Source organism: Brachybacterium sp. UNK5269 (genome assembly GCF_049266655.1).
GTDB lineage: Bacteria > Actinomycetota > Actinomycetes > Actinomycetales > Dermabacteraceae > Brachybacterium.
In genome coordinates this window covers 2,085,675-2,112,463 of sequence record NZ_CP184883.1, presented here as the reverse complement: position 1 = coordinate 2,112,463, position 26,789 = coordinate 2,085,675, and the positions used below count along the sequence as shown (strand labels likewise).

General features: G+C 70.8%; 21 protein-coding genes. 8 read left to right on the top strand and 13 right to left on the bottom strand.

The window, feature by feature from the left end; genetic code table 11:
* Positions 1-1,032, top strand: coding sequence for an ABC transporter permease (locus ACOJUI_RS09835; protein WP_422114791.1), 1,032 nt, complete (start codon positions 1-3; stop codon positions 1,030-1,032).
* A complete protein-coding gene (locus tag ACOJUI_RS09830; RefSeq protein ID WP_422114790.1) occupies positions 1,029-2,714 on the top strand; it encodes an ABC transporter ATP-binding protein in 1,686 nt (561 codons plus the stop codon). Before ACOJUI_RS09835 ends, ACOJUI_RS09830 begins: the two co-directional genes overlap by 4 nt.
* Before the next feature lie 58 nt (positions 2,715-2,772).
* Here ACOJUI_RS09830 and ACOJUI_RS09825 read toward each other — a convergent pair whose 3' ends face one another.
* Together ACOJUI_RS09825 and recQ are read right to left on the bottom strand one after the other, a co-directional pair.
* Positions 2,773-3,903 carry a hypothetical protein gene (locus ACOJUI_RS09825; protein ID WP_422114789.1) on the bottom strand — a complete coding sequence of 377 codons (1,131 nt, stop codon included), beginning with the start codon at positions 3,901-3,903 and terminating at the stop codon, positions 2,773-2,775.
* 56 nt (positions 3,904-3,959) lie between these two features.
* Positions 3,960-5,843, bottom strand: coding sequence for a DNA helicase RecQ (gene recQ / locus ACOJUI_RS09820; RefSeq protein WP_422114788.1), 1,884 nt, complete (start codon positions 5,841-5,843; stop codon positions 3,960-3,962).
* A 125-nt stretch (positions 5,844-5,968) separates the two neighbouring features.
* Here recQ and ACOJUI_RS09815 point away from each other — a divergent pair, with 125 nt between their 5' ends.
* A complete protein-coding gene (locus ACOJUI_RS09815; protein WP_422114787.1) occupies positions 5,969-6,778 on the top strand; it encodes an endo alpha-1,4 polygalactosaminidase in 810 nt (269 codons plus the stop codon).
* Positions 6,779-6,787: 9 nt separating this feature from the next.
* Here the strand turns inward: ACOJUI_RS09815 and ACOJUI_RS09810 are convergent, their stop codons facing one another.
* The 3 genes from ACOJUI_RS09810 to ACOJUI_RS09800 all read right to left on the bottom strand — a co-directional run bounded on the left by ACOJUI_RS09810 (position 6,788) and on the right by ACOJUI_RS09800 (position 10,659).
* Positions 6,788-8,251, bottom strand: a complete 1,464-nt coding sequence (locus ACOJUI_RS09810) for a DHA2 family efflux MFS transporter permease subunit (RefSeq protein ID WP_422114786.1) — start codon at positions 8,249-8,251, stop codon at positions 6,788-6,790.
* A 169-nt stretch (positions 8,252-8,420) separates the two neighbouring features.
* Positions 8,421-10,073, bottom strand: a complete 1,653-nt coding sequence (locus tag ACOJUI_RS09805; RefSeq protein WP_422114785.1) for an NERD domain-containing protein — start codon at positions 10,071-10,073, stop codon at positions 8,421-8,423.
* A gap of 199 nt (positions 10,074-10,272) precedes the next feature.
* On the bottom strand, positions 10,273-10,659 hold the full coding sequence (locus ACOJUI_RS09800) for a hypothetical protein (RefSeq protein ID WP_422114784.1): 387 nt from the start codon (positions 10,657-10,659) through the stop codon (positions 10,273-10,275).
* A 355-nt stretch (positions 10,660-11,014) separates the two neighbouring features.
* Here ACOJUI_RS09800 and ACOJUI_RS09795 point away from each other — a divergent pair, with 355 nt between their 5' ends.
* The gene (locus ACOJUI_RS09795; RefSeq protein WP_422114783.1) at positions 11,015-11,869 is read left to right on the top strand and encodes an Ltp family lipoprotein; all 855 of its coding nucleotides are present in this window, start codon (positions 11,015-11,017) and stop codon (positions 11,867-11,869) included.
* A gap of 210 nt (positions 11,870-12,079) precedes the next feature.
* Positions 12,080-13,027 carry an endonuclease/exonuclease/phosphatase family protein gene (locus tag ACOJUI_RS09790; protein ID WP_422114782.1) on the top strand — a complete coding sequence of 316 codons (948 nt, stop codon included), beginning with the start codon at positions 12,080-12,082 and terminating at the stop codon, positions 13,025-13,027.
* Positions 13,028-13,040: 13 nt separating this feature from the next.
* Here the strand turns inward: ACOJUI_RS09790 and ACOJUI_RS09785 are convergent, their stop codons facing one another.
* The 8 genes from ACOJUI_RS09785 to ACOJUI_RS09750 form a co-directional block, all read right to left on the bottom strand.
* Complete coding sequence (locus tag ACOJUI_RS09785; RefSeq protein WP_422114781.1) at positions 13,041-14,570, bottom strand: DUF1846 domain-containing protein; 1,530 nt, start codon at positions 14,568-14,570, stop codon at positions 13,041-13,043.
* A gap of 49 nt (positions 14,571-14,619) precedes the next feature.
* A complete protein-coding gene (locus tag ACOJUI_RS09780; RefSeq protein ID WP_422114780.1) occupies positions 14,620-15,291 on the bottom strand; it encodes a YesL family protein in 672 nt (223 codons plus the stop codon).
* Positions 15,291-16,232: a carbohydrate ABC transporter permease gene (locus ACOJUI_RS09775; RefSeq protein WP_422114779.1), complete on the bottom strand. Its 942-nt coding sequence runs from the start codon at positions 16,230-16,232 to the stop codon at positions 15,291-15,293. The genes ACOJUI_RS09780 and ACOJUI_RS09775 overlap by 1 nt, the downstream gene beginning before the upstream one ends.
* A 10-nt stretch (positions 16,233-16,242) precedes the next feature.
* Positions 16,243-17,232: an ABC transporter permease gene (locus ACOJUI_RS09770; protein ID WP_422114778.1), complete on the bottom strand. Its 990-nt coding sequence runs from the start codon at positions 17,230-17,232 to the stop codon at positions 16,243-16,245.
* The gene (locus ACOJUI_RS09765) at positions 17,229-18,902 is read right to left on the bottom strand and encodes an extracellular solute-binding protein (RefSeq protein WP_422114777.1); all 1,674 of its coding nucleotides are present in this window, start codon (positions 18,900-18,902) and stop codon (positions 17,229-17,231) included. The genes ACOJUI_RS09770 and ACOJUI_RS09765 overlap by 4 nt, the downstream gene beginning before the upstream one ends.
* An 86-nt stretch (positions 18,903-18,988) precedes the next feature.
* Positions 18,989-20,938 (bottom strand): glycoside hydrolase family 127 protein, encoded by a 1,950-nt coding sequence (locus ACOJUI_RS09760; protein WP_422114776.1) that lies wholly within the window; start codon positions 20,936-20,938, stop codon positions 18,989-18,991.
* Positions 20,939-21,068: 130 nt separating this feature from the next.
* A complete protein-coding gene (locus ACOJUI_RS09755) occupies positions 21,069-22,103 on the bottom strand; it encodes a LacI family DNA-binding transcriptional regulator (RefSeq protein ID WP_422114775.1) in 1,035 nt (344 codons plus the stop codon).
* Entirely contained in the window at positions 22,103-23,194 is a 1,092-nt protein-coding gene (locus ACOJUI_RS09750) for a LacI family DNA-binding transcriptional regulator (protein ID WP_422114774.1), read from the bottom strand. The genes ACOJUI_RS09755 and ACOJUI_RS09750 overlap by 1 nt, the downstream gene beginning before the upstream one ends.
* A gap of 434 nt (positions 23,195-23,628) precedes the next feature.
* Here ACOJUI_RS09750 and ACOJUI_RS09745 point away from each other — a divergent pair, with 434 nt between their 5' ends.
* The 3 genes from ACOJUI_RS09745 to ACOJUI_RS09735 are packed head-to-tail and all read left to right on the top strand — an operon-like array spanning position 23,629 to position 26,770.
* Positions 23,629-24,915: a sugar ABC transporter substrate-binding protein gene (locus tag ACOJUI_RS09745; RefSeq protein ID WP_422114773.1), complete on the top strand. Its 1,287-nt coding sequence runs from the start codon at positions 23,629-23,631 to the stop codon at positions 24,913-24,915.
* A 21-nt stretch (positions 24,916-24,936) separates the two neighbouring features.
* Complete coding sequence (locus tag ACOJUI_RS09740; protein ID WP_422114772.1) at positions 24,937-25,890, top strand: carbohydrate ABC transporter permease; 954 nt, start codon at positions 24,937-24,939, stop codon at positions 25,888-25,890.
* 4 nt (positions 25,891-25,894) lie between these two features.
* On the top strand, positions 25,895-26,770 hold the full coding sequence (locus ACOJUI_RS09735) for a carbohydrate ABC transporter permease (RefSeq protein WP_422114771.1): 876 nt from the start codon (positions 25,895-25,897) through the stop codon (positions 26,768-26,770).
* The last annotated feature ends 19 nt before the right edge of the window (positions 26,771-26,789 follow it).

The window sequence follows — 26,789 nt, the reverse complement described above, 5'->3', positions numbered from 1 at the left end:
ATGACGCTCTCGAACCCCGTGCCCCCGGGCGCCGACGACAGCGCCGACGCCGACCTCGCGGCCGAGTCCGCGGCGGTCGCCGCCACCGCGTCGGCCCCCTGGTACCTGCGGCTGCCGGTGATCAGCCACCTGCGCCGCAGCGTCGGCCTCCAGCGCGGCATGCTCATCACCGGGCTGGTGCTGGTGATCGGGCTGCTGCTGACCGCGCTGTGCGCGCCGCTGCTGGCGCCGTACGGCTTCGCGGACACCGCGGCCGAGGGGACCGGCTTCGGCACCCAGCAGCCGCCGTCGGCCGCCCATCCGCTGGGCACCACCGTCACCGGTTTCGACGTGCTCTCCCGGGTGATCTGGGGGACCCGCACCGCGGTCGCGGTGATGGTCTGCGCGGTCGTGGCCTCCCTGTTCCTGGGGGTCGCGCTGGGGCTGCTGTCGGGCTACGTGGGCGGCTGGCTCGACCGGGTGCTGGTGATGCTGGCCGATGCGATCTACGCCTTCCCGTCCCTGCTGCTGGCGATCGTGATGTCGATCGTGATCTCCGGCGGGCAGTCGAATGCGATCGGCGGCATCCTCGCCGCGGCGCTGTCGATCACCGTGGTGTTCATCCCGCAGTACTTCCGGGTGATCCGCGCCGAGGTGGTGCGGCTCAAGGCCGAGCCGTTCGTGGAGGCCGCGAAGGTCGTGGGCACCGGGCACCGCCGCATCATGGGCACCCACCTGCTGCGCAACGCCACCCGCACCCTTCCGCTGATCTTCACCCTCAACGCCTCGGAGTCGATCCTCACCCTCGCGGCGCTGGGCTTCCTCGGCTTCGGCATCGAGCCGACCAGCGCCTCCGAATGGGGCTACGACCTGAACCGCGCCATGTCCGACGCGACCAGCGGGATCTGGTGGACCGGGCTGTTCCCGGGCCTGGCGATCGTGCTCGCGGTGCTCGGGGTGACCCTGGTGGGCGAGTCCGTCAACGACCTCAACGATCCACGCCTGCGCACCCGCCGCAAGCGGCGGCGCCCCGACCAGAAGGTGGCGGCATGACCGACCCGACCCCGCGCCTGGCGATCCAGGACCTCGACGTCCACTTCGCGACCGACGGCGGCGACGTCCACGCGGTCGCCGGGGTGAGCCTCGAGGTCGCCCCCGGGGAGATCCTCGCGATCGTCGGCGAGTCCGGCTCCGGGAAGTCCGTCACCGCCCGCTCGGTGCTCGGGCTGCTGCCCGAGACCGCCGAGACCGCCGGCGCGGTGCTGGTCTCCGGCACCGACGTGGTGAGCCTGAGCGGGCCGCGGCTGCGCGCCCTGCGCGGCGAGGACGTCTCGATGATCTTCCAGGAGCCCTCGAGCGCCCTGAACCCCGTCTTCCCCATCTGGTGGCAGATCGGGGAGGGCCTGCGCGCGCACCGGCCCAGGCTCTCCCGCAAGGAGATCCGCGCCGAGGCGGTGCGCTCCCTGGAGGCGGTGGGGATCCCCGACGCCGCCGAGCGCATCGACCGCTACCCGCACGAGTTCTCCGGCGGCCAGAAGCAGCGCATCATGATCGCGATGGCGCTGGCCCTGGGCGCGGAGCTGATCGTGGCCGACGAGCCGACCACCGCGCTGGACGTCACCGTGCAGGCCGAGATCCTCGACCTGCTCCGCGAGGTGCGGGACCGCTTCGGCACCTCGATCATCGTCATCACCCACAACATGGGCGTGGTCGCCGACCTCGCCGATGCGGTCGCGGTGATGTACCGCGGCCGAATCATCGAGCGCGCCGGGGTGAAGGAGCTGTTCGCGAGCCCCCGGCAGGAGTACACCCGCCAGCTGCTGGCCGCGGTGCCGCACCTGGGGCGCCGCTCGGCGTGGACCGCGCTGAGCCCGCAGCAGCAGCAGGAGATCACCGATGCCGAGCCGGTGGTGATCGCGAAGGACCTGGTGATCGAGTACCCGGGCCGGCTCGGTCGGCCCGCGTTCCGGGCGGTCAAGGGCGTGGACCTCACCATCCGCGCCGGGCAGGTGTACGGGCTGGTGGGGGAGTCGGGCTCCGGCAAGACCACGATCGGCCGGGCCATCGCCGGGCTCGAGCGCACCACCGGCGGCAGCCTGCAGGTGCTCGGTCACGAGATGAACGGCGTGCGGGAGAAGGCGTTCAGGCCCGTGCGGCGCCGCATCGGCTTCGTGTTCCAGGACCCCGCGACCTCCTTCAACCCGCACCTGACCATCGAGCAGTGCATCGCCGAACCGCTGATCGTGCACGAGGTGAGCCTGTCGGCGGCCGAGCGGGCGACCAGGGTGCGCGCGCTGCTGGAGGCGGTCGAGCTGCCCGGCGCCTACGCCGGCCGGTACCCGCACGAGCTCTCGGGCGGTCAGCGCCAGCGGGTCTCCCTCGCGCGGGCGCTGGTGCTGGAGCCGGAGCTGCTGATCGCCGACGAGCCCACCAGCGCCCTGGACGTGTCGGTGCAGGCGACGGTGCTCGAGCTGTTCCGGGAGCTGCAGCAGCGCCTGCGCTTCGCGGCGCTGTTCATCAGCCATGACCTCGCCGTGGTCAACTCGCTCGCCCACCGCATCGGGGTGCTCTTCCGCGGCGAGCTGGTCGAGGACGGCCACGGGCCGGACGTGCTGCAGCGGCCCCGGCACGACTACACGCGCAAGCTCATCGCCTCGCTGCCCGTGCCGGACCCGGTGGAGCAGGCCCGGCGCCGCGAGACCTTCGCCCGGGAATGGGGCACGCTCCGGGGCTGAACCGGGGCCGGACGCCCGCGAGGCTCTCCGGGACGACCGGGATCTTCGGGGGCGACCCTCAGGACCAGGTGACCGGCAGCTCCGGATCGGCCATGTCGACGCTCGGCACCGACATGCTGCCGCCGAGGAAGAGCTCGCAGAGGCCGTTCTGGCCGTCCTTGGTGCACTCGATCTCGGTGGTGACGGAGCCGACGGCCTCTCCGCGCACGTAGGTGGGCTCGTCGTACTCCGGGGTGCCCTCCATGGTGTCGATGTTCCGCTGGCTCTCCTCGGGGAGCGTGCGGGTCACCGTGTCCTCCACCATGGTCCAGCCGTCACTGCTGGTGGCGGGCACCGCGCCCATACCGCAGCCGCCGGCCAGCGTCTTCTGCGTGAGGCAGGCGTCCACGGCCGTCTGCACGGCGCCGCGGAAGGCGGTCAGGCCGTCCTCGGTGAGGGCGACCTCTGGCCATTCGACCGACTCCCCGACGGCCAGGACCGTCACGGGGTCCGTGCTCGCGGGCACGAAGGTCTCCAAGGCGAAGCCGACCTCGTAGGCGCCCGGCAGCAGGTAGAAGGAGGTGCCCTCGGCCACCTCGGTGCCGTTGAGCGTGGTGCCCAGTCCGGTGAAGCCGGCGGGCAGGCTCATGTACCCGCCCAGGGCGATCAGTGCGAGCACGTCGTCGCTGTCGTAGTCCTGGACCGTGAACTCCGCGGTGGCCGCCTGATCGCCGACGGTGTAGTCGACGCTGACGGTGCCGGCCATGCCGGACTCCTCCATGACCGGCGCGGCGATGACGACGTCACCGACCGGGGCGGCGGCCAGCGCCGCGTCATACACCTCGATGGGCAGGTACTGGTTGCCGCTGCCCTCGGTGGCGGGCATCAGCTCGATGGCGGTCGCGGCGTCGCCGGCCTCGAGGGCGGCCATGTAGTCGGTGACCAGCTGCGTGGCCTGCTCCTCGGGGGAGACCGCCGCGACGTCGGGGTCCGTGCCCCCGCCTCCTCCGGACCCGCCGCCGCGCAGGGCGAGGACCAGCACCAGGACGATCACCAGCACGAGCGCGAGGAGACAGCCGCCGCCGGCCACCAGGCCGATGATCAGTCCGGTCCTCTTCTTCGGTGCCGGGGCCTGCTGCTGCGGTCCATAGGGCGAGGACGGCGCCTGCCACGGGGACGGCCGGCCATCGGGGGTGCCGGGTGCGGTCACGGTGCGTCCCTCTCATCGTTCCTGGTCATTGGAGGGAACGATAGTCGAGGAACGGCTCAGCCCGGCAGCGCTTCCAGGATCCCGTCGCCGTACTCGGCGAGCTTCTTCGCGCCGACACCGCTGACGGAGCCGAGCTCGGCGACGCTGCGGGGCTGCAGCTGCACGATGGCGACCAGGGTGGCGTCGGAGAACACCATGTACGGCGGGATCTGCTTCTCCCTGGCCACCGAGGTGCGCCAGGCGCGCAGCGCCTCGAAGCGCTCGCGCTCGGCGGTCTCGAGCCCCTCCGCGGCGCGGGACGATCCGCCGCCCCCGCCGCGCCCCGGACGGGAGCGGGAGGCCTTGGCGGGGGCGCGATCGACCGCCAGTTCGACGGTGACCTCCCCGCGCAGCACCGGACCGGCCTGGGGGCCGGGGACCAGCACCCCGTAGTCGCCCTCGGCCTCGACGATCCCGCGGGCCAGCAGCTGGCGCAGCGTGGTGCGCCACTCCTTCTCGCTCAGCTCGCCGCCGATGCCCCAGACGCTCAGCTCCGCATGGCGGGACTGGGTGGAGCGCTCGTTCTCCCGCCCCAGCAGCACCTCGATGACCTGCCCGGAGCCGAACTTCTGACCCCGTTCGCGGTCCAGCCGGATCAGGGCCGACAGCAGCTTCTGCGCGGCCACGGTCGCGTCCCAGGTCTGCGGGGGCTGCAGGCAGGTGTCGCAGTTGCCGCAGGGCTCGGACTCCTGACCGAAGTAGCGCAGCAGCTGCACGCGCCGGCAGGAGACCGTCTCGCACAGGGCGAGCATCGCGTCGAGGTGGGAGCGGGCGTTGCGCTTGAACTGCTCGTCGCCGTCGCCGGCGTCGATGAACTTGCGCTGGCTGACCACATCACCCAGGCCGTACGCCATCCAGGCGGTCGAGGGCTGTCCGTCGCGACCGGCGCGGCCGGTCTCCTGGTAGTAGCCCTCGATGGACTTGGGCAGGTCGAGGTGGGCGACGAAGCGGACGTCGGGCTTGTCGATGCCCATGCCGAAGGCGATGGTCGCGACCATGATCAGCCCCTCGGCGCGCAGGAAGCGCTCCTGATGGTCCTGGCGCACCCGGGCGTCGAGGCCCGCGTGGTACGGCAGGGCGGGGATGCCGCGATCGGCGAGCCACTGGGCGGTGGTCTCCACGCTCTTGCGGGAGAGGCAGTAGACGATCCCGGACTCGCCCTCGTGCTCGCTCGTGATCAGGCGCAGCAGCTGCTCGCGCGGGGAGGCCTTCGGCTCGATCCGGTACTGGATGTTGGGCCGGTCGAAGCTCGAGACGAAGTGCTTCGCGTCCTGCATCCGCAGCCGCTCGGTGAGCTCGCGGTGGGTGGACTCGGTCGCGGTGGCGGTCAGCGCGACGCGCGGCACGGTCGGGAAGGCCTCCGCCAGGACGGACAGGCCCAGGTAGTCGGGGCGGAAGTCGTGGCCCCACTGGGAGACGCAGTGCGCCTCGTCGATCGCGAACAGCGCCAGCTGGGCCCTGCGGAGCAGATCCTGGGTGCGGGGGAGGACCAGCCGCTCGGGCGCCATGTACAGCAGGTCCAGCTCGCCGGCCAGCAGCTGCTGCTCCACGGCCTGTGCTTCCTGATAGTCCAGCGTGGAGTTGAGGTAGGCGGCGCGGATGCCGACGCCCTCGAGCGCCGCGACCTGGTCCGCCATCAGGGCGATCAGCGGGGAGACGACGATCCCGGTGCCCTCCCGCAGCAGGGCGGGGATCTGGTAGCACAGCGACTTGCCGCCGCCGGTGGGCATCAGCACCACCGCGTCCCCGCCCGAGGCGACCTGCTCGATGATCGCGGACTGCTCGCCGCGGAAGGAGTCGTAGCCGAAGACGGTCGAGAGGATCTCGAGCGCACGGTCCGTCTGCCCGGCGTCGCCGGCGCGGAGGGCGGAGATCGGGTCGACGGTGTGCGAGGAGCTCATGGTGGCCACTGTAGGCGGGGACGAGGAGCGGTGCCCGGGGCGGGTGGCCGGTGTGGAGGGTGGGATGCCCGACTACCCTGTGGCCGTGATGAGCCCGTCCCCGGGCCGACGGATCGGAGCATGCCGTGAGCACTCGCTGGAGCGCGCTCGCGCTGGTGCTGCTCCTCGCCGGATGCACGGCATCGCCGTCCTCGGGACCCGTCGGCATCGCACTCCCGCCGACGGCGGGCGGGTTCGACTACCAGCTCGGCGGAGCCCATCCGGCCGAGGTGGCGGTGGTGGTGCGCGACGCCGGCGCGGATCCGCTGCGCGGTGCGTACAGCATCTGCTACGTCAACGGCTTCCAGACCCAGCCCGAGGATGCCGCGCTGTGGGCCGCGCATCCCGAGCTGCGGCTCACCGACGGGACGGGCGCTGCGGTCGTCGACCCCGACTGGCCCGACGAGATCGTGCTCGACCCGTCGTCCCCCGCCCAGCGCGAGGGGATCCTGGAGATCCTCGGGCCGGTGCTGCGCGGCTGCGCGGACGCGGGGTTCGATGCGGTGGAGATCGACAACCTGGACACCTGGACCCGGTTTCCGGCCATCGAACCGGCCGGAGCCCGCGCCCTCGCGGCCGAGTACGTGGACCTCGCCCACGACGCCGGCCTCGCGATCGGCCAGAAGAACGCCGCGGAGCTGACCGAGGTCGCGCACGGGGCGCTCGGGTTCGACTTCGCGATCACCGAGGAGTGCGGTGCCTACGACGAATGCGCCGCCTTCACCGACGTCTACGGGCAGCACGTGCTGCAGATCGAGTACCCCGACAGCCTCGCCGCGGCGGGGAGGAGCTTCGCGCAGGTGTGCGCGCTGCCGGACCGGGCGCCGCTGACGATCCTGCGGGACCGGGCGCTGGTCGCCGAGGGAGAGCCGGGGTTCGTCCGCCGGGTGTGCTGACGGGCGGGTTCAGGCGTCCTGCTCCCACGCGCCGGTGTCCACCGGCCTGCCTATCGCGAGGGCCGCGAGCACCCCGACCACGGCGAGGGCCACCGGCAGCAGCAGCGCGTCCGCCATCGCGGCCGCGAAGGGAGCCAGCAGCGGTTCGGGCAGGGCCGCCGACGCGCCGCCGTCGGCATCGGGGCCCGGGGGCGGGCCGGAAACGTCGTCGGCCGCCGCGAGCCGCATCCCGATCCGCTCGTTCATCACGGTCGCGATCGCGGCGGCGCCGAGCACGGAGCCGATCTGCCGCGTCTCGTTGTAGACCCCTGAGCCGGCCCCCGCCATCGATGGGGCCAGGTTCCGGGTCGCGGTGAGCGACAGCGGCCCCCAGACCAGTGCGTTGCCGAGGCCCACGAGCAGGAACGGCAGCAGGAGCAGGACGATCGAGGCGTCCGGCGTCATCAGGCGCGAGAGCCAGAGCAGCCCGGTCGCGAGCGAGGCGAAGCCGACCACGGCCATCCACCGCGGGTCGCGGCGCACCATCCACTTGCCGACCTGCGGGGCGAGGCCGAGCGACACCAGCGCCATGGGCGCGGTCATCAGCGCCGCCTGGGTGGGGGACATGCCCATGACACGCTGGAAGAACAGGGTGACGGGGAAGGACAGCGTCAGCACGGTGGCGCCCATCATCGCGATCGCGATGTTCGCCACCGAGAAGTTGCGGTCGCGGAACAGGGCCAGCGGCACCAGCGGCTCCCGCCGGGTCACGGCCTGCCAGGCGACGAACGCCGCCATCACGAGGAGGCCGGCGATGATCAGCCCGGGCACGGTGATCGGGAGGTGGGTCTCGAGCGGTCCGATCCGCAGCGAGTCCGTGATCGTTCCCCAGGAGAAGGTGTCGCCCTCCTGGATGCCGAAGACCAGCAGGAACAGGCCCACGGCGGAGAGCACCACCCCCAGCCAGTCGAAGGAGTGGGCGCGGCGGGAGAACCGCGGCACCGTCCGCCAGGCCAGCACCAGGCCGATCACGCCGACGGGGATGTTGACGAAGAAGATCCACTCCCAGCCGGGTCCGTCCACCAGCAGCCCGCCGACGATGGGACCCACCAGGGTGGCGACGCCGGCGGTCGCGCCCCACAGCGCCATCGGCTGTCCGCGGTCCTGCGGGGCGAACAGCCGGGTGATCATGGACATGGTCTGCGGGGTCATCATGCCCGCGCCGAGACCCTGCACCACCCGGGCGAGGATCAGCATCTCCACGCCGCCGGCGAGGCCGCACCACAGACTGGCGCCGGTGAAGACGGCCAGGCCCGCCATGTACATCGTCTTCAGTCCGAAGCGGTCGCCGAGCCGCCCGGTAATCAGCAGCGGCACCGCGTAGGCCAGCAGGTAGGCGCTGGTGACCCACAGCAGGGCGGTCAGATCGGCGCCGAGGTCCGCCTGCATGCGCGGGATCGCGACCGTGACGATGGTGGTGTCGACCAGGATCATGAAGAAGCCGAGGACGATGGATCACAGGGCCGGCCAGGGACGGTCCAGGCGCGGATCGCGGTCGGTCGCGGTTAGTGCGGGGGAGGTCATCAGGAGCCCTTCGCCAGGGGAACGGTGCCCCGGGGGGAGCGCAGCGGACACAGTACGCCCGTGCGGCCACCCGCCGCGCTCACCGCGATCCCTGCACGCGCGCCAGCACCTCGGCGCCACCGGCGTCCCAGATCTCCCCCGGCTCACCGACCACCACGAGCAGCGACCGCGCTCGGGAGAGCCCCACGTACAGCAGCTGCGGGGCGCGTTCGGCCGCGCCGAAGCCGTTGACGGCCAGCACCACCACGGGGCGTTCGAGGCCCTTGAAGTTCAGCACGTGACCGTAGAACACGTCGGTGGCGGCGAAGAACTCGTCCCAGTACCCGTCGTACCCGTACAGCTCGACCTGCTCCTTCTGCACCGGGTGTCGGCTGCGGGTGGTCAGCAGCGCGATCTGCCCGGGCCCCCAGCCCTCGCCGAGGAGGCGCTCGACCATGTCATCGGCCGCCGCCACCGCGCCGTCGGCCTCCGCCTCGACGAAGCGCACCGGGGCGCCCTCGCCCATCCGCGGCCTCTGCTCGATCGGGGTGAGCGGGGCGAAGGTGCGGGCGATCGTGCTGGTGTTGCGCAGATTGTCGTCGAGCGGGAACGGGTTGAGGGTGACCGGGGCGCGGCCCTCGCGGTCGAAGACGGTCTGGTGCTCGTCGGTGAACACGAACAGCACCCCCTCATCGGGATCGCGCAGGCACAGCTGCAGGCCGTCCCACCAGATGTCGGCGAAGTCCTGGGCCTCGTCGACGACGATCGCGTCGAACAGCGCCTGCGGCTCCTGCTCGGCGGCGAGCTCGGCGAGCCGGCGCGGCAGGTGCTCCTCGTAGTAGGCGACCGGCGTGCCGTCGAACCGGTCCTCGGTCTCGGCGCCCCAGCGCACCGGAAGATCGTGGAACAGCCCCACGTAGGCAGGTCGCTCCGCGTCGGGCCAGGTGGCCGACAGCAGCTGGAAATGGCGCGCCAGACCGCGGGAGTAGCACAGCAGGGCCGTCCGGAAACCCTCCCGGGCCAGGGTGCGGGCCTTGATCATCGCCAGGTGGGTCTTGCCGGAGCCGGCGCCGCCGACGATCTGAGCCCGGTGCTGGAAGCGCAGCAGCGCGATCGCGCGCTCCTGCTCGCGGGTCAGGGCATTGCCCTCGTCGGCGATCTCGCGGGCCAGCAGTTGGTGGTTCTCGATCGCGCGATGGCTGCGGCGCAGCATCCTCACTGCATGCTGACACTGCTGCTCGTCCAGCGGCGCGTAGCGGACCGAGGTCTGCGAGTTCAGGGCGTGCACGATCCTCTCCGCCAGGCGCGGCAGATCGGTCGCATCCAGGATGAGCGCCCGCGGGGCATCGGGCACGTCCCAGGTCGCGGGCAGCTCGGTATAGGGGAGGACCGCCAGGTGCGCGGCGCGGCCGATGGGGCGCGAGGAGGTGTCGTTCAGATAGGCGATGATGCGGTGCTTGGCGCGCTGTGCCTGGATGATAGGTGACGTCCTCAGCACGTGCTGTCCGCTGCGGTCGCCCTGGTACCAGTGGCCCTCGTGCAGGGAGACCCGGCCGCCCTTGACCTCGATCACCGCGATCCCGACCCCGGGCCAGAGCACCAGCAGGTCCGCCTCGATCTCCTCGCCGTCGGCAGTGACGCGCTGACCGGCGATCAGCACGGCGCTGTCCGGCAGCTGCGCGCGCAGACGCTCCCAGACCACCTGCTCGGCGGCGGAGGCGAAGGCGGGGGAGACCGGATGGGTGATCGGCATCGTGGCGCTCAGCTCGTCCGCACGTGCTCGTGGGGGCGCAGCTGCGTGATGCGGTGGGCGATGCTGGACACGGTTCCTCCCGGGCCGGGGAGGACTGTCCCCTGGCAAGGTCCCCGGGGTCGACCGTATCGCGCCGCCGAGGAGATCGGGGCGGAGTCGCTGGATCCGCCCGGTCCCGGCCTCGCAGGAGCGCCGGTGCTCAGCCGCAGGTGTCGCAGACCCCCGTGGCCGGCAGGGCGTAGAAGCAGCTGGTGCAGATCGTCAGCCGCTCCTCGCCCTTGGCAACGGTCGCCTCGCGAGGGCGGAAGCAGGACAGGGCGAAGCCGTCCCAGTCGAGGTCCGAGCGGTCCTCGGGCGCGAGGCCCTTGGGGAATTCCACGTACCCCGGGTGGAGGTACATGACGGAGCGGCCCGCGGCGTCCTGCGCCGTGACCGTGCCGTTGGACTGGGTGCGGTAGTAGGTGCGGGTCCCGATGCGGTCGAAGTTCTCCTCGATCAGGCGGATGTCGGCGACGGACCAGTCCGGATTCCAGGAGAGGGCTTCATCGCGGGTCATCGCGCGGCGGGTGGAGGAGAGGGTGTTCATCACCCCAGTAGAGCACGCGTGTCCAGGGGGGCCGGGCGGGAACGGGCCCCCCGTCGTCACCGCAGGCGGGCCAGCAGGGGCCGTGCGAGAGGCGACCCGCGCGGGGCGTGCCGCAGATCACCCAGCCGACCACGGCCGGCGGGACTTTTATGGTCCGGTGTGTCGGAACCCTTCCTTAAGATTTCTGTAAAGGTTCGTGACGATCCCGTCGCCCCGGTTCTCGGACCGGATGCTGACGCTCCTCGCAATGGCAGCGACCACGAGATCAGGCCACCGTCCCGGACCTCTTCCCAGGTGATGCCCGGACACGTCCGTGTCCATGGGCCTACTCGTCATACCCAGAACGGAACGCGCAGTGAACAGCAATCCCCCCTCCCCACAGGATCCGGGCTCCTCGGATCTTCCGTCCGCTCCCCAGTTCGGCGGTGCCGACTACGGCGCCCCGGCCGGCGGGGTGCCCGCTCCGGCCGCCCCCGCCAAGCGCAGCCGGAAGAAGGGCCTGATCGCGGCCGGCTGCGGTTGCCTGGCCCTGTTCGTCCTGGTGATCGGTGGCTGCTCGGTCCTCGTCATGGGCGGGGGCGACGAGCCCGAGGCGGCGGAGACCACCTCCGCGCCGGTCGAGGAGGCGCCCGCGGAGGAGGCACCGGCCGAGGAGGCGCCCGCCGAGGAGGCACCGGCCGAGGAGGCACCGGCCGAGGAGGCACCGGCCGAAGAGGCGCCGGCCGAGGAGGAGGCGCCCGCCGAGGACGACGTCCCCGCCGAGTTCACCTCCGCGCTGAACAGCGCGCCGTCGTACTCGGACCTCATGCACATGTCCTCCCAGGGCCTGTTCGATCAGCTCACCTCCGAGTACGGAGACCAGTTCTCCGAGGAGGCCGCGCAGTACGCGGTCGACAACGTCGACGCCGACTGGAACGAGAATGCGCTGAAGTCCGCGGAGTCCTATTCCGAGACGCTGCACATGTCCAAGCAGGGCATCTACGACCAGCTCACCTCCGAGCACGGCGAGCAGTTCACCGAGGAGCAGGCGCAGTACGCGATCGACACCATCGACGTGGACTGGAAGCAGAACGCCCTGGAGTCCGCCCGCAGCTACCGCGAGACCATGGACATGTCCCCGGAGGCCATCCGCGACCAGCTGACCTCCGAGTACGGGGAGAAGTTCACCCAGGAGGAGGCCGACTACGCCATCGAGAACCTCGACGGCTGATCGGACCCGTCCCTGCACCGCAGGGTCAGACGGCGCGAGGGGCGGTCACCACCTGGTGACCGCCCCTCGCGGTGCGTCGACCGGGGCGAGGGTGGCGGGCGGTCGACGAGTCGGTGAACGCTCCGTCGGCACCGGGCATACCCCTGGGTCATGTGACGGGGCGCTCCTACGGTGGGATCGGACCTCGACCTCGACCCCCAGGAGATCCCCATGGCCCAGCCCCTTCACCGTCGCACCGTGCTCAACGGACTCGGCGCCGCCGCCGTCGGCGGGAGCGCCGTCATCGCCGCCCCGGCCTCCGCCGCTCCCACCGGCCGCGGCCGGAGCGAGCGCCCCCTGATCGGCCGGGCGAAGCACGACGAGCTGCACGTGATGAGCTTCAACATCCGGCTGGAGCGCTCCGCCGAGACCCGGCCCGGCGACCCCGACCACTGGCCGGACCGTCGGCCGCTGGTGGTGGACCTCCTCGAGCGCGAGCAGCCCACCCTGCTCGGGGTGCAGGAGGCGAAGTACGGGCAGCTGCCCGCGATCGAGGAGGCGCTGCCCCGGCACGGCATGGTCGGCTACGGCCGCCAGGGCGGCAGCCGGGACGAGTACTCGGCGATCTTCTACGACCGGAAGCGGCTCGAGGTGCTCGCGTGGGACCAGTTCTGGCTCTCCGACACCCCCGCGGTGATCGGCTCCGCCACCTGGGGGAACAGTGTCACCCGCATCGTGGTCTGGGCACGGCTGCGCGACCGCCGCTCAGGCACCGAGTTCGCGATGATCAACACCCACTTCGACCACCAGTCTGAACCGGCCCGGATCCGGAGCGCGGCGGCCATGATCGACCTGTTTGAGGGCGGGGAGCTCGACCAGCTGCCCACCGTCGTCACCGGTGACTTCAACTCCGCGGCCGACGACTCCGGCGCGTACACGACCCTGGTCACCGACGGCCCCACCGTTGACACCTGGGAGGTGGCGCGGAAGCGGCTCACGCAGGCCTGGGGCACCTTCCCCGGCTATGAGGATCCCGTCGCGGACGGGGAGCGCATCGACTGGGTGCTCACCACCGAGGACATCCGCACCCGCCGTGCGGCGATCAACGTCTGGCGGGACCGGCACGGCGCCTACCCCTCCGACCACGCCCCGGTGCAGGCGCTGATCGGCCTGCCCTGACCGGAGCCCGGGCTCAGCGCTTGTGGTAGAGCGCCCTGCGCAGGTAGCGGGGCTCGGAGGTCACCGAGATGCCGAGATTGCGGAAGATGCCCTCGTCCACGGTGCCCAGGATCGTGGTGGTGTGCACGTCGCAGCCGGCCAGGTTCTGCAGCTGACCGAGCGCCGCCCGGGCATCGGCGTCGGTGGAGGCGGAGACCGACAGCGCGATCAGCACCTCGTCGGTGTGCAGGCGGGGGTTGCGGGAGCCCAGGTGGTCGGTCTTCAGGGTCTGGATCGGCTCGATCGCCGAGGGGGAGAGCAGCTGCACGCTGTCCTCCAGCCCGGCCAGGTGCTTGAGCGCGTTCAGCAGCACCGCCGCCGAGCAGCCCAGCAGCGGCGAGGTCTTGCCGGTGATCAGCGTGCCGTCGGCGAGCTGGAGCGCCGCCCCCGGCTCCCCGGTGCGGGCCTCGATCGCGAGCGCCGGCTCCACCACCGCGCGGTCGCTCAGCGTGCAGCCCGCCTTGGACATGACCATCCCGATCCGCTGCGAGACGACGTCGTCCTGGTCGCCGATCCGCTCGGCCATCAGCGCCTTGTAGTAGCGCCGGATGATCTCCTGCCGCGAGGCCTCGCGGCACACGTCGTCGTCGACGATGCAGTGCCCGGCCATGTTCACCCCCATATCGGTGGGGGAGGCGTAGGGGGAGGCGCCGGTGAGCTTCTGCAGCAGCGTGCGCAGCAGCGGGAACACCTCGACGTCCCGGTTGTAGCTGGTGACCTGCTCGCCGTAGGCGGCGAGATGGAACGGGTCGATGAGGTTGAGGTCGTCCAGGTCCGCGGTCGCCGACTCGTAGGCCAGGTTCACCGGGTGCTCCAGCGGCAGGTTCCAGATCGGGAAGGTCTCGAACTTCGCGTAGCCCGAGCGGATCCCCCGCGCATGGTCGTGGTAGATCTGCGAGAGACAGGTGGCGAGCTTCCCCGAGCCGGGACCGGGGGCGGTGACCACGATGAGGTCCCGCTGCGTCGGCGAGTACTCGTTCGCGCCGAGCCCCTGCTCCGAGACGATCCGGGCCGTGTCCTGCGGGTAGCCGGGGATCACCCCGTGGCGGGCGACCCGCAGACCCAGCCGCTGCAGCCGCTCGATGAAGGCGTGCGCGACATGGTTGGAGGGCTCGAGCTGGGTGAGCACCACGTTCTCGACCAGGAACCCGTGCTCGCGGAACACGTCCACCAGGCGCAGCACGTCGTCCTCGTAGGTGATGCCGAGATCGGCGCGCACCTTCTGCCGCTCCAGGTCCTTGGCGTTCAGGCAGATCAGGATCTCCAGCTCGTCCTTGAGCCGCTCCAGCATCGCGATCTTGTTGTCCGGGGTGAAGCCCGGCAGCACCCGCGAGGCGTGGTGGTCGTCGAAGAGCTTCCCGCCCATCTCCAGGTACAGCTTGCCGCCGATCTGCTCGCGGCGCTGGTGGATGTGCCGGGACTGCAGCTCGATGTACTTCTCGCGATCGAAGCCGACGGCGCCGGATGCGCGGACGTGGGGGGAGCTGATATCCGAGTCGGTCACCCCGGAACGCTAGCACCGCAGCGGGTCCGGCGCTCCGCGCGGCAGGACGTCAGCGGACCGGCAGCACCCCGGAGCGCCAGATCAGGGACGAGACCGCCCAGCACGGCAGGACGAGGCCGAACACCGGGGCCAGCCCGGGGATCGTCTGCCAGACCCAGACCGTCGCCGCGAGCACGGCCATGACGGAGATCGTCAGCGGGAGGCGCGCGATGAGCAGCGTGAGCGTCATCCGCAGGAGCCGGGGCAGGGGGTCGGCGAAGTGCGCGGCCACCGTCCAGACCATCACGCTCACCGCGGCGAGCACGAGGGTCAGGACCACCACCACCCCGCTCACCCACGGGGCCGCCGGCCCGAGGTCCAGAGCGCCCAGGACCCAGCGGTCGGCCATGAGCACCGCCCAGCCGACGAGGATCGCCGCACCCAGTCGGTTCGCGCGACCGAGCTCCGCGCGCCACGCCGCCCAGAACTCCGTCCACAGTCCGGGGCGGCGAGCGACGGCGAGCCCCTCCTCCTCCCGCACCCGGTCCGTCTGGTCCCGGCGCAGCACCGTGTGCACCGCGGCGGTGGCCGGGAACAGGCCCAGCGCGACCGCCCCGGCCAGGGTTCCCAGCACCCACAGCAGATGGAGCAGGAACAGCCGCAGCCCCAGCTCGCCGAGGCCCACGTGCCAGCGGACCAGGCCCGGCATGACTCGCGGCGCGGCGGCCGCCTGTGCCGCCATCAGCCCTTCACCGAGCCGATCATGACGCCCTTCTCGAAGTACTTCTGCAGGAACGGGTACAGGATGATCACCGGCAGCGTCGAGACGATGATGACCCCGTACTTGATCTGGTCCGCGTACCGCTGGCCGTACGCGCCCCCCGATCCGCCGGCCCCGCCGGCCCCGCCCGAGAAGGCCTGGTTGGACAGCAGGATGTCCCGCAGGACGATCTGCAGCGGCTGCTTGTCGTAGTCCCGCACGAAGATCAGTCCGGTGAAGAAGTCGTTCCAGTGCTGCACCAGGTAGTACAGGCCGATCAGCGAGATCAGGGCCTTGGACAGGGGCAGGGCGATGGTGGTGAAGAAGCGGAAGTAGTCGACGCCGTCGAGCATCGCGGCCTCGAAGAGCTCCTCCGGCAGGGAGTTCTCGAAGAACGCGCGGGCGATGATGAGGTTGTAGACGTTCAGTGCCGACGGGAGGATGAACACCAGCCAGTTGTCCAGCAGGCCCAGGTCCCGGTACAGCAGATAGGTCGGGATGAGCCCGCCGCTGAAGAACATGGTGAACGCGAAGAACAGCATCAGCGGCCGACGGGGGCGGAACTCCCGGCGCGAGAGCGCGTACGCCGCCGGGAGGGTCACCACCAGGTTCAGCAGGGTGCCGACGACGCTGTAGACCAGGGTGTTGCGGTAGCCGTTCCAGATCCGTGCGTCCTCGAAGATCTGCTGGTACCCGAAGAAGCTGATGCCCTTGGGGAGGAAGGCGACGCGGCCGGTGGCGACGGCGGTGGGATCGCTGATCGAGGCGATCATGACGAAGTACAGCGGGTAGACCGTCGCGAAGAGGACCGCGGCGCAGATCACCGCGATCGCGATCGCGAACAGCAGGTCGCTGTGGCCGAGGCGGCGGCCCCAGCCGCGGCGGGCGGCCGGTGCCGCGGGGGTGGCGGTATGAGTGGTCATGGCTTCTCCTTCACCACAGACTCGTGTCGGAGGCGCGCTTCGCGATCTGGTTGGCCAGCACCAGGAAGGCGAAGTTGATCACCGTGTTGAACAGGCCGATCGCCGTCGAATAGCTGAACTGGCTGCTGAGGATGCCGATCTTGTAGGTGTAGGTCGCGATGACCTCGGAGACCGGCAGGTTCAGGGTGTTCTGCATCAGGAAGATCTTCTCGAAGCCGGTGTTCAGCACCCCGCCCATGTTGAGGATCAGCAGGATGATCATCGTCGGCACCAGGGCGGGGACGTCGACGTGCCGGATGATCTGCAGGCGGGAGGCGCCGTCGATGCGCGCCGCCTCGTACAGCTGGGTGTTCACGCCGGCCAGCGCGGCGAGGTAGATGATGCTGTTCCAGCCGGTGTGCTGCCAGATGTCGGACAGGACGTACACCGGGACGAAGGCGGAGGTGCTGCCCAGGTAGTTGATGTCGTCCAGGCCGAAGATGCCCAGGAACCGCGTGATCAGCCCGCTGCTGGGGGAGAGGAACACCTGCAGCATGCCGACGACCACGACGATCGAGATGAAGTGCGGCAGATAGGTGACCGTCTGCACGAAGCGCTTCACCCGGCTGCGCAGGATCTGGTTGATGACCAGGGCCAGCAGGATCGGGGTCAGGAAGCCCAGGATGAGCGTCGCCAGCGAGATCACGACGGTGTTGCGCATCAGGTCCCAGAACAGCGGGCTCTCGAAGAACTGGACGAAGTACTTGAAGCCCACCCACCCGCCGCCGGTCAGACCGGCCGCGAAGTCGAACTCGCGGAAGGCGAGCTGGATCCCGTACATGGGGACGTAGGCGAAGACGACGACGAAGCCGATGGCCGGAGCGAGCATCGTCCAGAGCTGCCAGTAGCGGCGCACGTGCCGGCGTGCTCGCTGGGCACGGCCGGCCTGCTCCCGGCCCGCGAGGGGCGGGGGAGCGGGCGCGGCGGGGGCGCGCCGGGCGGTGGTGGTCTCGGAGCTCACGAAGGGTGCCTTCCGGTGGGGATCGAGGTGGCCATCACGAGCTCGCGGCGATGTAGTCGTCGTAGTACTTCTGCATCGTCGCGATGTTCTGGTCGACGCCGGACTCCTGGATGGTGGCGACGTACGAGTCCCACTGCTCGTCGATCCCGCCGCTGGTGACCCACTCGGCGAACTTCGTCATCGCCGTGTTCATCAGCGTGGTGTTCACCAGCGTCATCGCGTTGAGGTCCTCCTTGGACATCTTGATGAACAGCCCCGGGTACACGTCCGCCTCGAGGGTCATGTTGTCGATGGCCGGCTGCAGGGGGACGGACTCGTCGGTCGCCTCCTGCAGATCGGTCGGCAGTTCGACCTCGATCTCGTCGCGGATCCACATCGGGCCGTTGTCGGCGAGCGTGGAGGTCCACTTCCAGGTCGACGGGTCGGTGCCGTCCTCGGCGGGGGAGCACCTTGTAGGACATCTCGCCGGTCTTCTCGATGTTGGGCCCGATGTCGCCGAAGAGGACCTGGATCGACATCTCCTGGTCGTAGAAGGCGTTGATCACGGCGAGCGCGGCCTCCTTGTTCCTGGACGATGCGGACAGCGCCACCTGGTTGCCCGGGAAGTTCTCGCCGTACTGGTCGAAGCTCCAGGTGACCGGTTCGGACTGGTCCTGGGAGGCCTGGAGCACGCCGATCGCCTCGTACTGCTCGAAGATCTCGGGGCCGAAGCGGTCCGAGCGGGTCCAGCCCCAGGTGAAGCCGACGGTCGCCACGCCGTCCCCGGGCCCGCGTGCCACGGACTGGTAGGCGGAGTAGTCCTGGGTCATCACGTCGCCGGAGAGCAGCCCTGCCTCCTGGCAGCGGGCCAGGAAGGACACGACCTCGCGGTAGCGCTCGTCCATGAGGAAGTTCCCGACCGTCCCGTCCTGCAGGAAGTAGCCCTGGCCGCCGCCGCCGCCGAGCGGCAGGCCGGTGCTGCCCAGCAGCAGGATCGACTGGAAGTAGCCGAAGCCGCCGGTGTCCACGGGGCTCCAGTCCATGGGGACGATCGCGGCGCCGGTGCCGGTGGGGTCGCCCTCCTTGAAGGCGACGAGCACGTCGAACAGCTCGTCCCAGGTGGTGGGGACCTCCAGGCCGAGGGTGTCGAGCCACTGGCGGTTGATGTACTGGTGCTGGACCGTCGGGGGCCAGAACCGCTTGTAGCCGGGGACGGAGTAGATCTCCCCGCCGGCCTGGGTGGCGAGGGCCCTCAGCTCCGGCTTCGCCTCGAGCATCGCCTTGACGTTGGGGATGGCGTCGAGGTCGTCGGCCAGGTCCTCGAAGAGGGTGCCGTAGGTGGCGAGGTCCGTGTCGGTGATCGCCTGGGTGCCGACGATGAGGTCGGGGACGTCGCCGGCGGCGAGCATGGTCGACTTCTTCTGGTCCCAGTCCGCCGAGACCTCCTCCCACACGATGGGCACGCCCGCGGCCTCCTCGAGCGTCTTCGTCCACGCCATCTCGGTCATGGGCTTGGTCAGCGGGTGCTTGAGGACGAGGATGCGCAGCTCGCCCTCGGTGCTGCTGGCGTTGCCGCCGCCGCAGGCCGACAGGCCGAGGGTGCTGCCGACGGCGGCGCCGGCGGCCAGTCCGCCGAGGATCGTGCGTCGTCGGGGTCGGATTCCGGGCAGGGGGGAGCTGGTGCGCGACATCGTCGTCTCCTGTGGGGTGGGTGCGGTGATCAGAACTGCGGTGTTCGGAACTGCGGTCGTGCGTGGTGCGGGTGCTGCAGCGGGGGTCAGTCCTCGAGGGGGAGCCAGATGCGCATCGCGCCGGGGCCGCGGTTGCCCCAGGTGGCGAAGGGCACGGCGGTGACGTCGACGGAATCCGGCGCGGGCGCGCCCGCTGCGGCGTCGGCGTCGCCGTACAGCGACTCGGTTTCCGTGCGAGCCGTGACGCGCAGCACGAGGTCCGGGGCGCGGCGCCCGGGGCTGCTCGACGGCTCCACCAGCGCCGGCGTGCCGCGGGCGATGCGGACGTCGTCGACCTCGACGCCGGCCGGCATGTCGACCTGCTCGAGGCAGTAGACGATCGGGCCCCGTTCCAGGGCGAGGCAGCCGCGGGTGGCGTCGACCCGCGGGTGCGAGGCGGTCCAGCGGGGCGTCATCTCGAGATCGACGACGGTGCCGTCGATCTGCCCGGCGCCGAGCTCGAGCCGCCGCGAGGCGAGCTCGGCCGCGGTGAGGTCCCGCGGCTGACCGCCGGCGATGCCCACCGTCCCTGCCCGGACCCAGCCGGGGATCCGGAGCGCGAGGCGGGCGCTCGGGGAGACCTCGGCCGCAGGATCGAGCGCCAGGCGGATCCGCCCGGAGACCGGGTAGTCGGTTGCCACGCGGAGTGTGCCGCTGCCGACCTCGGGGGGCAGGGTGATGCTGGAGTCGGCGAACTGCAGCAGTTCGAGGACCGGCCCCTGCGCGTCCTCGCGGTACCCCGCGATGTAGGCGCCGAGCTGGGCGATCACGCGGGCGATGTTCGGCGGGCAGCAGGCGCAGGAGTACCACTCCTGGCGCTCGGCCGGGGCGTTCTCCTCGTCGAAGCGATCGGGGCGGCGCTGCATCGGGTTGGAGTAGAAGAAGCGGATGCCGGAGGTGTCGACGGAGGCCGCGAGCGCGTTGTGGATCTCGCGCTCGATGACGTCGGCGTAGCGGTGGTCCTCGCCCGCGAGCATCATCCGCCAGGTCCAGTGGAGATCCGCGATCGTCGCGCAGGTCTCGGCGTAGGCCCGGTCGGAGGGGAGCTCGTAATCGTTGCCGAAGGACTCGTCACGATGACGGGATCCGAAGGCCCCCGAGAGGTACATCTTCCGCTCATGCGCCCGGTCCCACTGCTCCCGCATCACGGACAGCAGGGCGTCCTCCCCGGTCTCGAGGAAGAGGTCGGTGACGCCCGCGTTGAGGTAGAGCTGGCGGACCGCATGGCCGAGGGGGTCCACGGCCTCCCGCACCGGCGCGTGGTCCTGGAAGTAGTGGGTCCCGAGCGCGCCGCCCGGCAGGATGCCCCGGCCGCGCCGGTCGACGAGATGCTGCGCGAGACGCAGATGTCGCTCCTCGCCGGTGTGCCGGTAGAGCTCCACGAGCGCGGTCTCGATCTCGGGGTGTCCCGGGATGCCGTCCTCGCGGCCGGGTCCGAAGCGCCGCTCGACGAGGTCGACGAAGCGCACGGAGCGCTCGAGCAGCTCGGAGCGCCCGGTGGTCCGCTCCAGGGCGATGCCCGCCTGGATCCAGTGCCCGAGCACGTACATCTCGTGGGTCCAGTGCAGCTCCGCGAACTTCTTCTCGGGATGCACGCCCTGGATCCAGGTGTGCAGGTAGCCGCTCGGCTCCTGGACGCGCCCGATCAGCGCGATCATCTCCTCGAGCCAGGCGTCGTGCACGGTGGTGCCGGAGCGCCCGATCTCCCAGGCGACCGCCTCGATCACCTTGTAGAGGTCGGAGTCGGCGAAGACGAACCCGCGGTGCGGGGCGCCGGACTCGCCGATCACGCGGCGGAAGTTGTCGATCACGCCGGACGTCTCGAGCTGTGCGATGCAGTGGGGGATGGTCGCGGCGGCGTTCAGCTCCTGCCACGCGCCGAGCGCTCCCTCACGGTGCAGGCGGACCGAGGACAGGTCCAGCGGGCGCAGCGCGGCGCGGTCGGCGCGCGGCAGGGCAGGGGTCGAGCGGGGCGTGCGGAGGGACTGAGCGGTCAACGGTGACTCCTCGGTGCGATGTGATGACCGTCATCCTGCGGTGCGTGATTAAGCGATGTCAAGGGTGGACTCAACGTTGAAATCTGTAGCGAGGGGACTGGGTCGTCCCATGGGTCGGTCCCGCAGCGGCTCAGGCGCCGTCGGGACGGGCGGCGCCGCTGGAGGCGCGCACCACGAGCTCCGTCAGCGCGGTCTCGCGCCGCGCCGGTCCCTGGTCGCCGGCGAGCCTGGCGGTGAGCATGGCCACCGCCAGCTGGGCCATCTCCGGGACGCCGGGATCGACCGAGGTCAGCGGAGGGGTGGTGAAGGCCGCCTCCTCGGTGTTGTCGAAGCCGCTGAAGGCGACGTCCTCGGGGATCCTCAGCCCGGCCAGGGAGACCGCTCGCATCGCGCCGACGGCGACCGCATCGTTCACGCACATCACGGCGTCGAAGGGGGTCCCGGAGCGGAGCAGGCCGACCATGGCCTCGAGCCCGGTCTCGCGGCGGTCCCAGTCCGCGCCCTCGACCGCGAGGCGGGCATCCACGTCCAGTCCCCGCTCGGTGTGCGCGTCGACGTAGGCGCGGTACCGCGGCCCGTCCCGGCTCGGCAGCGCGGGATCGGCGATGTAGGCGATGCGGCGGCGACCGATGTCGAGCAGATGCCGGGCGGCGGCCAGGGCGCCCTCGTACTCGCCCATCACCACGCAGTCGATGCCGGGCGTCGGTCCGCCGCCCACCTGCACCACCGGCAGCGGGGGCGTGGCGCCGGCGAGCAGCTCGGCGGACAGGGCATGGGGACACAGGATCACCCCGGCCACGTCGCGGGTGGTCCGTCCCAGCACGGCGTCCCGTTCCGCCTGCGCGTCGTAGGACAGTCGCAGCGTCGTCGAGGACCCGCGCTGCTCGAGAGCGAGGATCAGCGTCTCTGCCATGCGGGCGAAGTAGGGCTGATGAAGATTCGGCACCATGATGGCGATCCGGCTCGCCGATCCCGAGGCGAGGTCGCGCGCGGCCGCCGACGCGACGTACCCGAGCTCCTCGGCGGTGCGGCACACGGCCTGCTGGGTCGCGTCGGAGACCCGGATCGTCCCTGCGGGGCGGTCGCGGGGCCGCAGGACGTGGGAAGCGGTCGCGGCCGAGACGCCGGCCGCCCGCGCCACGTCCGCCAGCGTCACCCGTGCCATCACGGCACCTCCTGCGAGGCGGCACCGTGCGCGGCCCGGCCCCCGCTGGGCGCGGAGGCGCTGCCCGCCGCCCGCCCCGAGGAGCCCAGCGTCGACTCGGCCCGCACCAGCGTCACGGGGACGACGATGCGGCGCGCTGCCGTGCGGTCGCCGGCCAGGCGCCGACGGATCAGGTCGATCGTCCGTCGCGCGATCTCCGCGACCGCCGGGTCGATGGTGGTCAGCGACGGCGTGGTGAACCAGCCGTCCTCGATGTTGCCGTGACCGGTGAGGGTCACGCGCTCGGGGACCGCGATGCCGCGCTCGCGCAGCAGGGACAGCGCGCCGATGGCGAGCTCGTCATCGGCGCACGCGAGCGTGCCGAGCGTGGGGACGGCGGCCAGTGCGCGCGCCGTCAGCGTCCGGCCGGCGGCCCGATCGGCACGACGGCCGGGGGCCCCACCCTCATCCGGCTCCGGACGCAGGACCGCCGCCTCGGGGAAGGCGCGGATCAGGTGGTCGACGAAGGCGTCGGGCGTCCCGCTCGCGTGCGCGAGGATCACCACGTCGCCCTGGCCCACCGCCCGCAGGTGCCGCTCGATGGCGGAGGCCGCGGCGGCGTCGTCGACGTCGACGGTGTCGAGGGCCGGCGGTGCGCCGTGCGCGGGCTCGGACGAGGTGCAGATGGTCAGGACGGGCAGCTCGGGGTCGTGTCCCGGTGAGGGGACCCCGGCGGGGAGCGGGCCCACGTGGACGACGGCGTCGAACAGGGCCCCTCGGGAGTCGAGGGTCTGCCGCACGCGGTCGTCGCGCCCGCGGGAGGGTTCGATCGAGACCTCGAGCCCTGCGCGCTCCGCCTCGATGACGAGCGCCTCGGCGAGCCGCGCGGAGGTCGGGGTCCTCAGGTCCACCAGCGACAGGGCGATCACCCCGGTCCGTCCCGTGCGCAGCGACCGTGCATGCGTGTTCGGCTGCCACCCCAGCTCGGCGATGGCGTGCAGGACGCGATTCCTGACGCCGGGGCTGATGTTCGGGTGTTCGTTGACGACCCGCGAGACCGACTTGATCGACACCCCCGCCCGGGCGGCGACATCCTTCATCGTCGGCGTCATGGTTCTCCTCGTTCGCCGTGCCGGCAGCGCACGAGCTCCACCTCGGAGGATACCGCCCGCGTCCTGGGGACCCTGCGAGCAGACGGGCCTCGCAGCAGCTCTGCTCCGCCCCCGTGCTCACGTCATCGGTCGACGCTGCCGCGATCAGGTGGTGATACGAATCGATGACGTTGGGAGCTGCCGGCGCGCTCGGGTCGACGCCACCACCTGCGGCGTTGGCGCGAGAAGCCCTCTCCCGGGGCGGCGGACCGGTGGCGCGGTCGTCATCATGCCTTGTCGAGGACCTAGGACTGGGCCATGATGGCGTTCATCGCACCGGGCGGGCCGCCAGAGTCGGAGTCGCGCACCGGAGCGAGGGCCCTCCCGTTCGCCGTTCGTGCTCGTCGGTGCCGAATTGATTCGTATCGACGAGCCTCACGAGAAGAGAGACAACGATGTCAGACACCACCCGCCCCCGTATCGCCCACCAGGCGGCCGCCACCGCGCCGCGCTTCCGCCCCAGCCGGCGCTCCCTCGGCGCCCTGATCGCCGTTCCAGGGCTGCTCTCCCTGAGCGCGTGCGGCGGCTCCGAGGGCGGTTCCGGCTCCGGTGACACGACCACCCTGCGGGTGGTCGACTACTACAACACCCCCGCGGACGACGAGGTCATCCAGAAGACCCTGGAGACCGTCGCCTCCGAGGTCGGCATGACCGTCAGCCGGGAGAAGGTCCCCGGAGACCAGCTCATCCAGAAGGTCCTGCAGATGAGCTCCTCGAAGACGCTGCCCGACCTGCTGATGCTGGACAATCCCGATCTGCAGGAGATCGCCAGCTCCGGCGCCCTGGTCCCGCTGGACGACTTCGGGATCGACACCTCCGGCTTCAAGCAGGAGATCCTCGATGCGGGCACCTTCGAGGGGAAGGTCTACGGGATCGCCCCGACGGTCAACACGATCGCGCTGTTCTACAACACGGCCATGCTCGCCGACGCCGGCGTCGAGCCTCCCACCACCTGGGACGACCTGAAGTCCGCCGCCGCGGCGCTGACCCACGACGACGTCTACGGCATCGCCTTCTCCGCGATCGCGACCTATGAGGGCACCTGGCAGTTCCTGCCGTTCATGTGGTCCAACGGCGGCGACGAGACCGATCTCGGCACTCCCGAGGTCGCCGGCGCCGCGCAGCTCTGGGCAGACCTCGTGAACGAGGGATCGGCGTCCAAGGGCGTCGTGAACTGGGGACAGGGAGACGCCATGGACCAGTTCAAGGCCGGGAAGGCGGCGATGGTCGTCAACGGACCGTGGAACATCGTCGGCCTCCAGACCGACGCACCGGACCTGGAATGGGACGTCGTGACCATCCCCGTCCCGGCCGAGGGCGCCGACTCGGTCGCCCCGCTCGGAGGAGAGGTGTGGACGATCCCGCAGACGGGCGACACCGAGAAGCAGAAGAAGGTCGCCGAGGTCCTGCAGAAGTTCGTCAGCGCCGAGAACCAGCTGACCATGGGCACGGCGCGCAACACGATCCCGTCGCTCACCGACGCCGCCCAGACGTTCGCGCAGGAGCATCCCGAACTCGCGACCTTCGTCGACCAGGTCTCCACCGCCCGCTCGCGCACCGGCCAGCTCGGCACCGAATGGCCGGCCACGGCCAAGGCGATCTACACGGCTTTCCAGCAGGTCCTCGTCGACGGCACCGACCCGGAGACCGCCTTCGCCGACGCCGCGGCCTCGCTGGGCTGACGCGGCCTCGCGGACCCTCTGATGACCACGACCACGCATCCCGTCACCGCAGATCCTGAGCTGTCACCACCTCCTCGCCGGCGGCGTGGGGGAAGGGGCGACGCCCTCGTGCGCTACGGCTTCGTCGCCCCGGCGGCGATCTACCTGGCGCTCTTCTTCGGATTCCCCATCGTCAAGAACTTCACGATGAGCTTCCAGGAATACACCTCGGCGACGTTCTTCACCGGCGAGGCCCCGTTCAACGGCCTGGCGAACTACCTCGCCGTGTTCAACGACCCGATCTTCATCAAGGCGCTCGTGAACACCGCGATCTTCACCGTCGTGTCGATCGCGGGGCAGTTCGTCATCGGCATGGGCCTGGCCCTGTTCTTCCGCAAGAGCTTCCCGCTGTCGGCATTCCTGCGATCGATGCTGCTGCTGCCGTGGCTGCTGCCGATGATCGTCTCGGCCGCCGTCTGGCGCTGGATCCTCGAGCAGGACAGCGGCATCCTCAACCAGTTCCTCTCCGCCATCGGTGTCATCTCCTCCCCGATACCGTGGCTCACCAGCTCGGACACGGCCCTCATCGCGGTCGTGATGGTCAACATCTGGCTGGGGATCCCCTTCAACGTGGTCCTCCTGTACAGCGGTCTGCAGGCGATCCCGACCGAGCTCTACGAAGCCGGCGAGATCGACGGCGCCACCGGCTGGAAATCCTTCCGCTACATCACGCTGCCCCTGCTGCGCCCGGTGGTCAGCGTCGTGCTGCTGCTGGGAGTCATCTACACGATCAAGGTCCTCGACCTGATCCTCGGTCTGACCGGCGGCGGCCCCGCCAACGCCACCCAGACCATCGCCACCCGCAGCTACGAGATGTCCTTCATCGAGTTCGACTTCGGTCAGGGGGCGGCGCTCGGCAACGTGCTGATCGTCATCGCCCTCCTGTTCGCCGTCGTCTACCTCCGCGCCAACGCCCGCTCGGCGAAGAACGGATGACGCCATGACCACCGTCCTCGACACTCCCCGAGGGGCCCTTCCCACCCGGAGCCGACCGCTGCTCTCACGCAACTCGGCGCTGCGGCGCGGACTGCGCACAGCGCTGGGAATCGTCTTCGTCGCCCTCATGCTGTTCCCCGTCTACTGGATGGTGAACGCCTCGCTCGCGCCCGGAGGCAACAGCCTGAACACGCAGCTGTTCCCGCTGGATCCTGACGTGAGCGGATACGTCCGAGCCTTCGCCGACCAGGGGCAGAACCTCATCACCTCCCTGATCGTCGCGATCGGGGCGGCGGTGCTGTCCCTGGTGGTGGCGACCCCCTGCGCCTACGCCCTCGCCCAGTTCCCGATCCGGGGAAGCAACACGCTGCTGTTCGTGGTGCTCATCGCGCAGATGATCCCGGGCATCGTCATCGCGAATGCCCTGTACACGGCGTACAACACGCTGGGGCTGCTGAACACCATCCCCGGACTGGTCCTGGCCGACACGACAGCCGGCATCCCCTTCTCGATCCTCATCATCCGCGCCTTCATGGAGTCCTTCCCGAAGGAGATCGTCGAGGCCGCTCAGATCGACGGCTGCGGACAGGTGCGCGCCTTCTGGTCGATCGTGCTCCCGGTGAGCATCAACTCGCTGATCACCGCCGGCATCTTCTCGTTCCTCTTCGCATGGAGCGACTTCCTGATGGCGCTGACGCTGACCACCGGACAATCGATCCGCCCGGTCACGCTGGGCCTGTACACGTACATCGGCACCAACGACACGGACTGGAGCTCCGTGATGGCGACCGCCGTCATCGCGTCGGTGCCCGCGGTGGTGCTGATGATCGCCGCCCAGAAGTACATCGCGGCGGGCGCCACCGGAGGCGCCGTCAAGTGACCCCGCCCAGCGCACCGGC